Genomic DNA, 14405 nt, shown 5'->3' with positions numbered 1-14405 from the left:
GGCCTCGCAAGAGGCCTTTTTTTCGTCCAAGCGAAGCGACTGCCGCCCGTCAGGCCATGCCGTTGCGGCTGGCCAGCTCCACGAACAGGCCAGCGTGGTCCAGATCGGCCAGGCCGTGGTCGATGCCCTGGGCGTACAGCTGCTCAAACAAGGCCGTGATGGGCGCATCAAACCCTACTTCGCTGGCCGTGGCCAAGGCGTTGCGCAGGTCCTTAATTTGCACCGTCATGCGGGCACGCGGTGCGAAGTCGCGGTCCACCATGCGTTGGCCGTGCACCTGCAAAATCCGGCTGTCGGCAAAGCCACCGGTGATGGCTTCCTTCACCTTGCCCATGTCGGCACCACCGCGCTCGCACAGCAGCAGGGCTTCGGCCACCACGCCGATGGTGGCGCCCACAATCATTTGGTTGGCCAGCTTGGTTAGCTGCCCGGAGCCTATGGGCCCCACATGGGTCGGGCGACCGAACACCTTGAGCACCGGCACGGCGCGTTCAAAGTTGCTGGCCTTGCCGCCCACCATGATGGCCAGCGTGCCTTGTTCTGCACCGACCGTGCCACCCGAGACGGGGGCATCCAGGTACTCCACGCCCAATTCGCTCAAGCGTGCTGCGTGGTCCTTGGCTTCAATGGGTTTGATGGATGACATGTCCACCAACAGCGTGCCGGGCTGGATCGCCCCTGCAGCCCCCAGCTCAAACAGCACGTGGCCCACCACGCCGCCGTGGTCCAGCATGAGGATGACGATTTCCGCATCCTTGACGACTTGGGCGGGGGTGTTGTGCACCGTGGCACCCAGGGGAATCAGCTGTTCGGCCTTGCGCCGGGTGCGGTTCCACACGTGAACCGAATGTCCCGCCTCACACAGGCGGCGCCCCATGGGCAGGCCCATGAGGCCAATGCCGAGTAATGCTATTTTCATGGTGACCTTTGTGCTCCTCGGCACAAGAATAGCGCTACCCGCTGCAAGGCGGGTGTCAGGGGGTCAATAAAGGCTGTCGAATCCCTGACAGTTTTAGCCTGCGGCTTACATCAGCAAGTGTTCGCCCGCGTTGTCGCCGCCCAGCGTCACGTAGTTCACCTTGCGGATGTCCATGAGCTTTTTGCCACCGGCGTAGCTGATGGAGCTTTGCACGTCCTGCTCCATCTCCACCAGCGTGTCGGCCAGCTTGCCCTTGATGGGTTCCAGGATGCGCTTGCCTTCGACGTGTTTGTATTCACCCTTGTTGAAGTCGCTGGCCGAGCCGTAGTACTCCTTGAACATGGCGCCGTCCACTTCCACGGTCTTGCCGGGGCTTTCTTCGTGGCCGGCAAACAGCGAGCCAATCATCACCATGCTGGCGCCAAAGCGGATGCTCTTGGCAATGTCGCCATGGCTGCGGATGCCGCCGTCGGCAATGATGGGTTTGGTGGCCACACGGGCACACCACTTGAGCGCAGACAGCTGCCAGCCGCCGGTGCCAAAACCCGTCTTGAGCTTGGTAATGCAGACCTTGCCCGGGCCCACGCCCACCTTGGTCGCGTCGGCACCCCAGTTTTCCAGGTCGATGACGGCCTCGGGTGTGGCCACATTGCCGGCAATCACAAAGCTGTCGGGCAAGTGTTTCTTCAGATAGATGATCATGTCGCGCACGCTGTCGGCGTGGCCGTGGGCGATGTCGATGGTGATGTATTCGGGCACCAGGCCTTCCTTGACGAAGGTGTCTACGGTAGCGTAGTCCGCCTGTTTCACGCCCAGGGAGATGGATGCGTACAGGCCCTTGGCTTTCATGGCCTTGGTGAACTGGACGTTGTCCAGGTCAAAGCGGTGCATCACATAAAAGTAGCCGTTCTGTGCCAGCCATTCGCAGATGGACTCGTCCACCACGGTCTTCATGTTGGCGGGTACGGCGGGGATGCGGAATTTGCGGCTGCCCAGTTCGACGCTGGCGTCGCATTCGGAACGGCTCTCCACCCGGCATTTGCGGGGCAGCAAGAGGATGTTGTCGTAGTCAAAAATTTCCATGGCCCAAGCTCCTATCCAAAGTTTTCAGGTTCAAAAACACTGGGCGCTTGGACTGACACCGGCCATAAAAAAACCGGGTGCCAATTGCTTGGGCCCGGTGCTTGATTCTAGGCGGGTTGGGGGCAGGGCGGTATATGGTTTTTTATATGGGTGCCAAACTGGTGGCGCGCTGCGCCTTTCTACAATCGGGGCATGCATTCCCTCGCCGCCCCTGGCAACACCTCCCCCCTGCTACACAACCTCAACCCCGAGCAACTGGCCGCTGTGACGCTGCCAGCCGAGCACGCACTCATCCTGGCGGGGGCCGGTTCAGGCAAAACCAGGGTGCTGACCACGCGCATTGCCTGGCTACTGCAAAACGGCTATGTCTCGCCCGGCGGCATTCTGGCGGTCACCTTTACCAACAAGGCGGCCAAGGAAATGAAGACGCGCCTGTCCGCCATGCTGCCGGTGAATGTGAATGGCATGTGGATTGGCACCTTCCACGGCCTGTGCAACCGCTTCCTGCGTGCGCACTACAAGAACGCCGGCCTGCCGCAGGCGTTTCAGATTTTGGACACACAGGACCAGCTCAGCGCCATCAAGCGCCTGTGCAAGCAATACGACATTGACACCGAGCGCTTTCCGCCCAAACAACTGGGTTGGTTCATCGGCAACTGCAAGGAAGAAGGCCTGCGCCCCAAGGACGTGGTGGCCAGTGATCCTGATACGCGCAAGAAGATCGAGGTTTACCAACTTTACGAAGAACAATGCCAGCGCGAAGGCGTGGTGGACTTTGGCGAGCTGATGCTGCGCTCTTATGAGCTGCTGCGCGACAACACGCCCATCCGCGAGCACTACCAGCGGCGCTTTCGCCACATCCTGATCGACGAGTTCCAGGACACCAACAAGCTGCAATACGCCTGGGTCAAGATGATTGCGGGGCAGGGCAGCGATGGCCTGCTGAACGGCGACGGTGGCGCGGTACTGGCCGTGGGCGATGACGACCAAAGCATCTACGCTTTTCGCGGTGCGCGCGTGGGCAATATGACGGACTTTGTGCGCGAGTTTGCGGTGCGCCAGCAGATCAAGCTGGAAGAAAACTACCGCAGCTACAGCAACATCTTGGACAGCGCCAACGCGCTGATCAGCCACAACAGCCGCCGCTTGGGCAAGAACCTGCGCACGGCGCAGGGCGCAGGCGAGCCGGTGCGTGTGTATGAAGCGCCGACCGACTTTGCCGAGGCGCAGTGGATGGTGGATGAGATGAAGCAGCTCATCCGTGACGACGTAGAGCGCAAGGAGATTGCGGTGCTCTACCGCAGCAATGCGCAGAGCCGGGTGATTGAAACCGCGCTGTTCAACGCGGCCATTCCGTACCGCGTGTACGGTGGTTTGCGCTTTTTCGAGCGTGCCGAGATCAAGCACGCACTGGCCTATTTGCGCCTGCTGGAGAACCCCAACGACGACACCAGCTTCCTGCGCGTGGTGAACTTTCCGGCGCGTGGCATTGGCGCGCGCAGCATCGAGCAACTGCAGGACCTGGCCAAAGCCACCGGTTGCTCGTTGCACGACGCTGTGAGCACGCTCACAGGCCGCCCCGGTGCGGTGATTGCGGGCTTTGTCGCCAAGCTCGACGTGCTGCGTGAGCAGACCGCGGGCCTGAACCTCAAGGACATCATCAAGCTGATGCTGGAGAACAGCGGCTTGCTGGAGCACTACCGCAATGAGCGCGAAGGCGAAGACCGCGTGGAGAACTTGGACGAACTGGTCAACGCCGCCGAGAGTTTTGTGATGCAGGAAGGCTTTGGCCGCGAAGCGCCGGGTATGTCCGCGCTGGTGAGTTCACCCGACGCACTGACCCAAAGCCCCGCCAGCCAGGGTCTGAGCGGCGACACGCTGAATGCGGCGCCCGACGAATTTGGCGACACCGGCGAAACCCTCTCGCCCCTGCAGGCCTTCTTGACCCACGCCGCACTGGAAGCCGGCGACAACATGGCTGCCGCCGGGCAGGCTGCGATCCAGCTGATGACGGTGCACAGCTCCAAGGGCCTGGAGTTTGACTGCGTGTTCATCACCGGCATGGAGGAAGGCTTGTTCCCCCATGAGAACTCCATGAGCGACCATGATGGTCTTGAAGAGGAGCGCCGCCTGGCCTACGTGGCCATCACGCGCGCGCGCAAGCGCCTGTACCTCAGCCATTCGCAAACCCGCATGCTGCATGGCCAGACGCGCTACAACCTCAAGAGCCGCTTCTTCGATGAGCTGCCCGAAGAGTGCCTCAAGTACCTGACGCCCAAGCAGCAGCCCATGCCCGCTGGAGGCGGTGCGGGCGGCTTTGGAAGCAGTTGGGGTGGTAGTGGCTATGCTACAAATTCAGGAGCTGCTCGCGCATATTCCACGGGGACTGCAGGCCCATTTGGATCTTATTCTGCGCCGCAGAAGGAAGTGACCCGCAAGGAAGACCCCACCGGCCTGCAAAAAGGCCAGAAGGTGTTTCACACCAAATTTGGCGAAGGCACGGTGCTCACGCTGGAAGGCGCCGGTGACGATGCGCGCGCCCAGATCAACTTCCCGCGCCACGGCACCAAATGGCTGGCGCTGAGTGTGGCCAAACTCACACCGGTTCCTTGAACACTGAACTTTCCTAAAGTACCTCTATGAGCCTGGACATTGCCAACACCCCGCCTGCACCGTACTACGCGGTCATCTTCACCAGCCTACGCACCGCAGTAGACGAAGGCTACGGCGACATGGCCGAAAAGATGGTCGCGCTGGCTGCGCAGCAGCCCGGCTTTCTGGGCGTGGAGTCTGCGCGCGATGGCGTGGGTATCACCGTGTCGTACTGGAAAGACCTGGAGTCCATCCGCGCCTGGAAAGCCAACGCCGAACACCAGGTGGTGCAGCATCTCGGCCACGCCAAGTGGTACGCCGCCTTCAAGACCCGCATCGCGCGGGTGGAGCGGGACTACAGTCTGTAGGCTATCGCTCTGCGCATGCGTGATTCCGCCCGTTCACCCTCTCGCTCCTCGCTGCAGGTCGTAGCGGGCCGTTACCAGTTGCTGCGAAAAATTGGCAATGGCGGCATGGGCGCGGTGTACCTGGCCAAGCAGATTGGGGTGGGCAACCAGGTGGCGCTGAAGTTTTTGCCTGCCCATCTATCGGACGACCCGCAACTGCGCAAGCGCTTCGAGCGCGAGGCGGCGCTGAACCTGGAGGTGAACCATCCGGGTGCGGCCCAGTTGCTGGACACGGGCACCGATGCAGACGGCCAGCTCTACCTGGCCTTCGAGTATGTGGAGGGCGATGACCTCTCTACCTTGCTGGACCGGGAAGGCGCGCTGTCGTTTGACGACGCCATCACGCTGACCTGCAAAGTGGCAGAGGTGCTGGCCTTTGCCCATGCCAAGGGCGTGGTGCACCGCGATATCAAGCCCGAAAACATCCGCGTGCGGCGCGATCTGGCGGGTCTGCATGTGAAGGTGCTGGACTTTGGCATTGCCCGCCTGATGGACGGGGTAGGCACCCAGCTCACGGCGGATGGCAGTGTGGCCGGAACGCCGCGCTACATGGCGCCGGAGCAAATTTCTGCAGATGCCATCGATGCCCGCACCGACGTGTACGCATTGGGCTTGGTGCTGTTCGAGGCGCTGAGCGGGCGCGAGGCCTTCACCCGCGACAGCACCTCGCAGTTGCTGTGGGCGCAGCTCCACGATCCTGTGCCTGCGCTCATCGAGGTGCAGCCCCTGCGCGACTACCCGGCGCTGGACGCCGTAATCGCACAGGCCTGCGCCAAGGCGCCAGAAGAGCGTTTTGCCAGCATGCAGGCCTTGGTGGCGGCTCTGCGAGCCCTGCAATCGCCGCTGTGGTGGGGCGTGCCCGTGGCAGTGCCACGGCGGCCGCGTTCGGTGTTCAGTGGATCGGACGCGTCCGCCCGCGAGCCAGTGCAACTGCCACGCCCGGGGCGCAAGACCTTTTTGCAGATTCGTGCGAGTGCCTGGGCGGCCATCGCTGTAGGTGTGTTGGCGGTAGGCTTGGCCAGCACCGCGCTGTGGGTCGCGCTGGACCAGCGCAGCGCCCGCGCGCCTGCGGTGCAGCCGGCCACAGTAGCCGAGACTGCCACGCCGCAGCTTGCCCCAGCATCGTCGCCAACCACAGCGCCTCCAGTTCAGGTTGTGGCTGTTGCCCCGGTCACTGTGGTTCCACCCGCCAAAACGCTGGTGCCCCCCCCTGGCAAAGTGGCACCCACGCCCACCGCTGCGACGGCCACCCCCGCCGCGGTGGCCCCCACCGTTGTTGCTACCAACACAGGCGAGATGCCCGAGTGCGCGCAGCTGGGTGTCTACGACACCCCGATGACGCGGATGACCGTGGCCCAGCTGGAGCAGCTGGCCCGCAACGTGAAGTACATGGCGCCTTCGGTCATTGCCAACCAGATGCTGTCCATCAAGGCCCGTGCCGACAGTTTTCACCCCGATTCGCGGGAGTGCCTCTACCGTTCCATGCTGATCGGCATGGTGCTGAACGAAAAAGTGGTGCTGGCCTCAACCCCCGCGCTGTGGGGCCACAGCCGCAGCGTGCCCGAGCTGGAGCGCCTGTTCATGGAACAGCCTCTGCAGCAGGACTGGACCTCGACCCAGCGCAAAGACGTGCTGCGCCAGATCGAAACCCTGTTCATCGCCAACCTGCAAAAAGACGCGCCTGGCGACGATGTGTACTGGCGCCGCATGTACTACGGCCTGATCTTCATGTGCGAGGCCACCGGCGAGGCGCGAGAGAAAGTCGGCGCCAAGCGGGTGAGCGAAGGCAGTTGCCTCAAACTCAAACCCACGGTCTAGCGATCGGTTTGGCGGCCTGCCACGGTTTGTTCACCAAACTGTCATATTGAGTTTCTAGGATGCGCTCTGTTTGTCCACCTTCGAACGGAAGCCTTTCATGTCGCACACCCCTTTGACCACCCGCCGCTCGGCGCTCAAATTCCTGGCTACAGCCCCCATGCTGCCTTTGGGCGCGCTGGCCTCCAGCTCCCTCTTGGGCGGTTGCGCCACCACCAGCGCCGCGGGATCGAGCGCGCCATTTGCCTCTGCCGCTTTCAGTGCCATGGCAGCCCCTTCGCTGGCCAACCCCGCCGCCATGGCGACCACCACCGTGGCTTCCAGCCTGCAAGTGACCTTGCAAGACGGTAGTACCCGTGCCTACAAGCTGGCCTACGAGCCGTTCTTCATCACCGGCGACCGTGTGCCCGATGGCAATGGCGGCACCATGCTGGCTGGCGGCTATGTGGACATCCTGAACAAGCCCATCATCGACACCTCGGTGCCTGGCAAAGAGCGCCAGTTCTTCTCGGACTGTCCGGACGGCACCTCGCTGCTGCAGCTGCCTACCACCACGGTCAAGGGCATCAAAGGCAAGGCCGTATTTGCCGTGGTGCAGTTTGAATACACCAATGCCGACCAGAGCGGTGCCGATGCCTACGGCACACTGCCATCCCCCATCGCCGTGCTGACACTGGACCAAGACCCCGCCACCGGCAAACTCACGCTGGTGAAGTACCACAACGTGGACACTTCGCAGGCGCAGGGTCTGTGGATCACCTGCGGCTCCAGCCTGTCGCCTTGGGGCACGCATTTGTCCAGCGAAGAGTACGAGCCCGATGCGTTCTTCGTGGCCGAAAACAAGGTGTTCAAATCCTTTAGCAAAAACCTGTTCGGTGAAGAAAGCATCGCCAACCCCTACCACTATGGCCACCAGCCTGAGGTGACCGTGAACCCCGACGGCACGGGCACCCTGGTCAAGCACTACTGCATGGGCCGTCTCTCGCATGAGCTGATCCAGGTCATGCCAGACAACCGCACTGCACTGATGGGCAACGACGCGACCAACAGTGGCTTGTTCATGTTCGTGGCCGATAAGGAAAAGACCCTGTCCGCTGGCACCTTGTATGTGGCCAAGCTGGGCGAGGGCTTCTCCATCGACCCCGCCGCGCCCGGTACCAAACTCAGCTGGATCAAGCTGGGCCATGCCACTAGTGACGAGATTGAAAAACTCGCCAACAAGCTCAAGCCCACGGACATCATGGACGTGCGCAAGACCGACCCGAATGACGCCAGCTTCACCAAGATTTTTTACAACGGCGCGGCAAACTGGGTCAAGGTCAAGCCCGGCATGGAAAAGGCCGCCGCCTTCCTGGAAACCCAGCGCTACGCCTACCTCATGGGCGGCAGCATGGGCTTCACCAAGATGGAAGGCACCACCGTCAACGCGAAGGACAAGATTGCCTACTCGGCCCTGCAGAACATCCAGGACTCCATGGTGAAAACCGGCAAGGGCTGGAACGCAGCCAGCGGCATTGCGCTGGACAAGCCGCTGATTGCCGGCGGCGTGATGGCCCATACCCTGAGCGCTGGCCAGAACGACCAGACCGGTGCCGCCATCAAGAGCGACTGGGTGCCCTCGCTGACCCGCGCGCTGCTGGTGGGTGAAGACATTGCGCCCGATGCGCTGGGCAACCGTGCCAACCCCGACCTGGTGTCCAACCCTGACAACCTGAAGTTCTCCGAAAAACTGCGCACGCTGTTCATCGGCGAGGACAGCAGCACCCACGTGAACAACTTTGTCTGGGCCTACAACGTGGACACCAAGCTGCTCAGCCGCCTGATGTCCATGCCATCGGGCGCCGAAGCCACGGGCCTGGGCGTGGTGGACGACTTGAACGGCTGGACCTACATCACCACCAACTTCCAGCACCCTGGTGATTGGCTGCCAGCGCTGCACGGCAAGGTGCAGGCCACGTTGGACCCGCTGGTGCGTGCCAACTACAAAAACCGCTTTGGCGCTGCCGTGGGCTACCTGACCGGCGCACCCGCAGCGATTAAGCTGGGCTGAGCGGCAACCTCGTGAACAAAAAAACCGGGCAGTGCCCGGTTTTTTTTTATGGAGAAAGCTGCTTTCAGCGCCCCAGCATCTCTGCCGGGTGCATTTGGCCTTCCTTCTCTTCCATATAGCCTTTGCCGTCCTTCACGCCTTTTTTGCCGAGGATCTGCCAGGCGGTTTGCTGGTCCACCAGCTTGGCCAGGTATTCCAACTCTTCGTCGGTGTGGTTGATGGCCTTGGCCGGCGTCAGCATGCGGCCCTCCTTGGGCTGCACCTCGCCCCAGAAGGCCTGGTGGTAGCTGGAGCGGCTCACCGTTTTGTCGTTGCCAGCGGCCATTTCCACCGTGCCGTAGCAGTTGCAGAAGTAGCTGCGGTTGTCTTGGTTGGCGAAAATCTCGGTGTACACGCCGGTGCCGCGGATGCCGGCGGTCATGGTTGGGGTGATGATCTGGCGGCTGGTGCCCTTGCCCCAGACGCTGATGACGGCTCCCGTGATCATGCGCAGCACGCTCACCGCGTTGAGGGTGGCACCACGCTCTACGGTGATGCGTGAGTTTTGCCGCACATGGAATGACGAGCTGCCCACCACAAAGATCAGGCTGGAGCCTGGGCCGGTGACGATTTCATCTCCAGTCTGGATCGGTTGCTGGGCCCGCAGGCGGCCACCATTCAGTGTGGCGTCACCCACCAGTTCCACAATGTTGCTGCGTGACTCGGCCTGCGCCGCAGCAAAGCCGCCCATGGCCGTCCAGCCTGCGGCCGCTTGTAAAAAGCTGCGGCGCTGGAACCACGACACCTCGGATTCGCTACGGCCTTGAAGGGTGTGCTGCGTCATTCGGATGCTCCTGGAGTGACTTCAAACGAGTCTTGGAAGGTGAAATAGATCGACGTGAAAAACATGGCCGCCATGGCCATGCCCGCAGGGAAGAGGATAGCCGTGATCAGCTCCGGGCTGCCCAAAATCGCTGCCATGATGGATACCGTCAGGCCCACGGAGAGGAACACCGCCATCCACACCAGTCCGAACAGCGTGAAGGCCCAGAAGTTGCGCAAGCAGGCCACCATGCTGAAAAACAGGCTTTTGACGGGCGAGATACCGTGCCAGTGCACCAGGGCCGGCGCATGCCAGAACAGGAGAGACAGCGGCAGGTACAGCACCATGGCCACCAGAGCTGCGGTCTGAAAATCGCTTTGCTGCAGCACCTCTACATTGAGTTCGCCGCCCAGCAAGTACAGGCTGGCAAATTTGCCACCATCCACCAGGGCCGACACGCCCATTACCAGCAAAAAGCCCAGCGCATACAGAGCGCCCAACACCAGCATGGCACGCAGCTGCTGGTGCCCGGCGCGAAACGCGCTGACCAGCACCGTGGGCATGGGGAATTTGCCCTTGGTGGTTTCTTCGGTCGCGGCCATCAGGCCCAGTGTGGCGGCAGGCAGCAGGGCCAGCGCAATCGCATTGCCCAGTACGGGCACCAGGCTCAGCACCGACATGGCCGCCATGAACAGAAAGAACAGGCCCGTCAACGCGAGTGGCTGGCGGAAGAAGGTGCGTATGCCCTGGCGCACCCATTGCACCCCGCGGCCAGCTGGAACGAGTTGAAGTTTCATGCGGTGAGGGCGTCGGCGTTGTGCAGCTGTTGCAGCGTGAGCGGGTGGGCCACGCGCTGGCGTAGCACGCGTTCAAAGTGGGTGGGGTCGTGGGCTTGGAGCATGGAGGCCTCGCGGGGCAAGTGCCAATCCCACAGGCGGGAGATCCAGAAACGCAGGGCCCCCGCACGCAGCATGGCAGGCAGAAGTTCGCGCTCTTGTGGGGTGAGCGGGCGCACGCTGGCGTAGGCATCCACAAACGCCGCGGAGCGCTCCAGATCGGCCGCTCCGCTGGGCAGGTCGATGCACCAGTCGTTCAGGCACACGGCCAGGTCAAACAGCCAGGCGTCGGTGCCGGCAAAGTAGAAGTCGAAAAAACCACTCAGCGTGGGCACGCCGTCCACAGTGTCAAACATCACGTTGTCGCGAAACAGGTCGGCGTGGATGGCACCGCGTGGCAGGGCGGTGTAAGCGCTTTGGCTGGCGATGTGGTTCTGGTAGGCCAGCTCGGCCTGCAGCAGCTGGGCCTGGGCGGGTTCCAGGTGGGGTAGTACCACGGGCACGGTCTCGTTCCACCAGGGCAGGCCGCGCAGGTTGGGCTGCTGCATGCTGAAGTCGCGCCCGGCCAGATGCATGCGTGCCAGCATGGCACCCACCTGGCGGCAATGCTCCACGCCGGGGGCCAGTTCGCTCTTGCCTTTGAGGCGGTTCACCACGGCGGCAGGCTTGCCATTCAGGCTGTGCAGCACGTCGCCATCGCGGTTGGCGGCGGGGTCTGGCACGGGAATGCCATGGAAGGCCAGGTGCTTCATCAGCCGCAGGTAAAACGGCAGCTGCTCGGCGCTCAGCCGTTCGAACAGGGTCAGCACATAGGGCGCCTGGTCGGTGGTGACGAAGTAGTTCGTGTTTTCAATACCCCCGGAGCAGCCTTCCAGGGTTTGAAGGTTGCCCAGCTTGAGGGATGTGAGGAAAGTGCTGGCCTCGTCGAGCGAGACCTCTGTGTAAACCGCCATGGGGCAATTGTAGGGGCCAGCCCAACAAAACCGCCGTCCGGCGCAGGCACAATGTCCTTATGAGCGAACCCCGTAAAACACTGCTGCTGGTCGATGGTTCCAGCTACCTGTACCGCGCCTTCTTTGCCGGTGGCGAGACCATGAGCATCACGCTGCCCGATGGCACGGTGCAAAAGACCGGTGCCATTCGCATCATGATCAACATGATGAACAGCCTGCGCAAGGAAGTGCCGGCCGATTACGTAGCCTGTGTGTTCGACGCCAAAGGCCCCACGTTCCGCGATGCCATCTACCCCGAGTACAAGGCCCACCGCGACCCCATGCCCGACGATTTGCGCAGCCAGATTGCCCCCATCCACGAGGTGGTGCGCCACCTGGGCTGGACGGTGCTGGATGTGCCCGGCGTGGAGGCCGACGATGTGATCGGCACGCTGGCCGTGATGGCCGCGCAGCAGGATTTTGATGTGGTGGTGAGCAGCGGCGACAAGGACCTGGCCCAGCTAGTGACCGAGCGCATCACCATCATCGACACTATGAACGGCAAGCGCCGCGACCTGGCCGGCGTGCAGGCCGAGTTCGGCATACCTGCCAGCCTGATGCTGGATTACCAGAACCTGGTGGGTGACACCGTGGACAACGTGCCCGGCGTACCCAAGGTGGGCCCCAAAACGGCCGTGAAGTGGCTGCTGGAATACGGCTCACTGCAGGCTGTGGTGGAGAACGCGGACAAGATTGGCGGCGTGGTGGGCGAGAACCTGCGCAAGACGCTGGATTGGCTGCCCACGGGCCGCGCGCTGCTGACCATCAAGACCGACTGCGATTTGAAGGACTGGTTGCCGAGCCTGCCTGCTATGGATTCTGTAGCTGTCGGCGCAGAGGATACGGGGGCTCTGGTTGGTTTTTATGAAAAATACGGCTTCAAGGGCCTGGCCAAGGCAGCCGGTGCCGCCAGTGGTGGCGACGCTCCAGCGCTCGCGGCAAAGGCACCCAAAGCCTCCAAAGCGGCTGCCGCTGCGCCCGGACTGTTTGATGAGCCCGCCGAGGTTGGGGCTGATGCTGTGCAAGGGACGCCGCCCCGCGCCAGCAACCTGAACTACGACACCGTGCTGACCTGGGAGTCCTTTGACGCCTGGCTGGCCAAGCTGCAGGCGGCGGAGCTGGTGGCGCTGGACACCGAAACCACGTCCCTGGACGAGATGCGTGCCGAGATCGTGGGCATCAGCTTCAGCGTGGCGGTCGGCCACGCCGCTTACATTCCCGTGGCCCACCGCTACCCCGATGCGCCGGACCAGCTGAACCGCGAGGAGGTACTGGCCAAGCTCAAGCCCTGGCTGGAAAACCCGCAGACCAAAAAGCTGGGCCAGCATATCAAGTACGACCGCCATGTGTTTGCCAACCACGGCATTGAGGTGCAGGGCTATGCCCACGACACCATGCTGCAAAGCTATGTGCTGGAAGTGCACAAGCCCCATGGCCTGTCCAGCCTGGCCGAGCGCCACCTGGGCCGCAGCGGCATTACGTTTGAAGACCTGTGCGGCAAGGGCGCCAACCAGATCAGCTTTGACCAGGTGGACATTGCCAAGGCGTCTGAATACTCTTGCGAAGACTCGGACCAGACGCTGGATGTGCACCTGGCGCTGTGGCCGCAGCTGGACGCAGACGACAAGCTGAAGTTCATCTACGAGCTGGAGATCGCCAGCAGCGAGGCGCTGTACCGCATTGAACGCAATGGTGTGCTCATCGATGCGCCCACGCTGGCCACCCAAAGCCACGAACTGGGCCAGCGCATCTTGCAGCTGGAAACCGAGGCCTACGAGATTGCCGGTCAGCCTTTCAACCTCAGCAGCCCCAAGCAGCTCGGTGAAATCTTTTTCGACAAGCTGGGCATGCCCGTGGTCAAAAAGACCGCGACCGGCGCGCGCAGCACCGACGAAGAGGTGCTGGAGAAATTGGCCGAGGACTACCCACTGCCGGCCAAGCTGCTGGAGCACCGCAGCCTGTCCAAGCTCAAGGGCACCTACACCGACAAGCTGGCCCTACTGGCCCTGCCACGCACCGGCCGTGTCCACACGCACTACGCACAGGCCGTGGCCGTGACCGGGCGCCTGAGCAGCAACGACCCCAATCTGCAGAACATCCCCATCCGCACCGCCGAAGGCCGCCGCGTGCGCGAGGCCTTTGTGGCTGCGCCAGGCAGCGTGATTGCCAGTGCCGATTACAGCCAGATCGAGCTGCGCATCATGGCGCACATCAGCGGCGACGAGGCGCTGTTGCGCGCCTTCACCGACGGGCTGGACGTGCACCGCGCCACTGCGGCCGAGGTGTTTGGCGTGGCGGTGGACCAGGTCAGCAGCGAGCAGCGCCGCTACGCCAAGGTCATCAACTTCGGCCTGATCTACGGCATGAGCGCGTTTGGCCTGGCGCGCAACTTAGGGATAGACAACACCGCGGCCAAGAACTACATCGCGCGCTACTTTGAGCGCTACCCCGGCGTGAAGCTCTACATGGAGTCCACCCGCGCGCTGGCCAAAGAGCAGGGCTATGTGGAAACCGTGTTTGGTCGGCGCCTGCAGCTCGCGGGCATCCAGTCGGCCAAGGGCGCACTGCTGGCAGGGCTGGAGCGGGCGGCCATCAACGCACCCATGCAGGGTACGGCTGCCGACCTGATCAAACTCAGCATGGTGCAGGTGCAGCAAGTGCTTGACGCTGAGCACAGAGCGACCAAAATGATCATGCAGGTGCATGACGAACTGGTGTTTGAGGTGCCCGAGGCCGAGGTGGACTGGCTCAAGACCGAGATTCCGCGCCTCATGGCCGGCGTGGCGGCACTCAAGGTCCCTTTGCTGGCCGAGGTTGGGGTTGGCCCTAATTGGGACAAAGCCCATTAAGGTGGACGATGGGCTGGCTGGTGATCCAGTCAATGGGTTGGAACATGGGCTGGTAACGAA

General features: G+C 62.5%; 10 protein-coding genes. 5 read left to right on the top strand and 5 right to left on the bottom strand.

All coding sequences use genetic code 11. The features are described 5' to 3' along the window. Positions 1–49 precede the first annotated feature (49 nt). Both AC1DZ5_RS20550 and AC1DZ5_RS20545 read right to left on the bottom strand, forming a co-directional pair. The gene (locus AC1DZ5_RS20550; RefSeq protein ID WP_477892515.1) at positions 50–919 is read right to left on the bottom strand and encodes an NAD(P)-dependent oxidoreductase; all 870 of its coding nucleotides are present in this window, start codon (positions 917–919) and stop codon (positions 50–52) included. Between the two features lie 105 nt (positions 920–1024). Further along, positions 1025–2002 carry a GMP reductase gene (locus AC1DZ5_RS20545; RefSeq protein ID WP_477892513.1) on the bottom strand — a complete coding sequence of 326 codons (978 nt, stop codon included), beginning with the start codon at positions 2000–2002 and terminating at the stop codon, positions 1025–1027. Between the two features lie 192 nt (positions 2003–2194). Between AC1DZ5_RS20545 and AC1DZ5_RS20540 the strand changes: the two genes are divergently transcribed. The 4 genes from AC1DZ5_RS20540 (at position 2195) to AC1DZ5_RS20525 (ending at position 8866) form a co-directional block, all read left to right on the top strand. Next, positions 2195–4615, top strand: a complete 2421-nt coding sequence (locus AC1DZ5_RS20540) for a UvrD-helicase domain-containing protein (protein WP_477892511.1) — start codon at positions 2195–2197, stop codon at positions 4613–4615. Positions 4616–4641: 26 nt separating this feature from the next. Continuing rightward, positions 4642–4962, top strand: coding sequence for an antibiotic biosynthesis monooxygenase family protein (locus AC1DZ5_RS20535; protein ID WP_477892509.1), 321 nt, complete (start codon positions 4642–4644; stop codon positions 4960–4962). Positions 4963–4977: 15 nt separating this feature from the next. After that, complete coding sequence (locus AC1DZ5_RS20530) at positions 4978–6819, top strand: serine/threonine protein kinase (protein ID WP_477892507.1); 1842 nt, start codon at positions 4978–4980, stop codon at positions 6817–6819. A gap of 97 nt (positions 6820–6916) precedes the next feature. Next, positions 6917–8866 carry a PhoX family protein gene (locus AC1DZ5_RS20525; RefSeq protein WP_477892505.1) on the top strand — a complete coding sequence of 650 codons (1950 nt, stop codon included), beginning with the start codon at positions 6917–6919 and terminating at the stop codon, positions 8864–8866. 64 nt (positions 8867–8930) lie between these two features. Here the strand turns inward: AC1DZ5_RS20525 and AC1DZ5_RS20520 are convergent, their stop codons facing one another. From AC1DZ5_RS20520 to AC1DZ5_RS20510, 3 genes are read right to left on the bottom strand one after another with little or no spacing between them, the layout of a single operon-like run. Continuing rightward, positions 8931–9689: a FecR family protein gene (locus AC1DZ5_RS20520; protein WP_477892503.1), complete on the bottom strand. Its 759-nt coding sequence runs from the start codon at positions 9687–9689 to the stop codon at positions 8931–8933. Next, on the bottom strand, positions 9686–10465 hold the full coding sequence (locus tag AC1DZ5_RS20515; protein ID WP_477892501.1) for a BPSS1780 family membrane protein: 780 nt from the start codon (positions 10463–10465) through the stop codon (positions 9686–9688). The genes AC1DZ5_RS20520 and AC1DZ5_RS20515 overlap by 4 nt, the downstream gene beginning before the upstream one ends. Continuing rightward, positions 10462–11457: a homoserine kinase gene (locus AC1DZ5_RS20510; protein WP_477892499.1), complete on the bottom strand. Its 996-nt coding sequence runs from the start codon at positions 11455–11457 to the stop codon at positions 10462–10464. The genes AC1DZ5_RS20515 and AC1DZ5_RS20510 overlap by 4 nt, the downstream gene beginning before the upstream one ends. 59 nt (positions 11458–11516) lie before the next feature. Between AC1DZ5_RS20510 and polA the strand changes: the two genes are divergently transcribed. Then, positions 11517–14345: a DNA polymerase I gene (gene polA, locus AC1DZ5_RS20505; RefSeq protein WP_477892497.1), complete on the top strand. Its 2829-nt coding sequence runs from the start codon at positions 11517–11519 to the stop codon at positions 14343–14345. The last annotated feature ends 60 nt before the right edge of the window (positions 14346–14405 follow it).

This window comes from Rhodoferax sp. P1_F3 (assembly GCF_056405715.1).
Note: the sequence above shows the minus strand (reverse complement) of the source record. Positions and strands in the feature narration are given on the sequence as shown.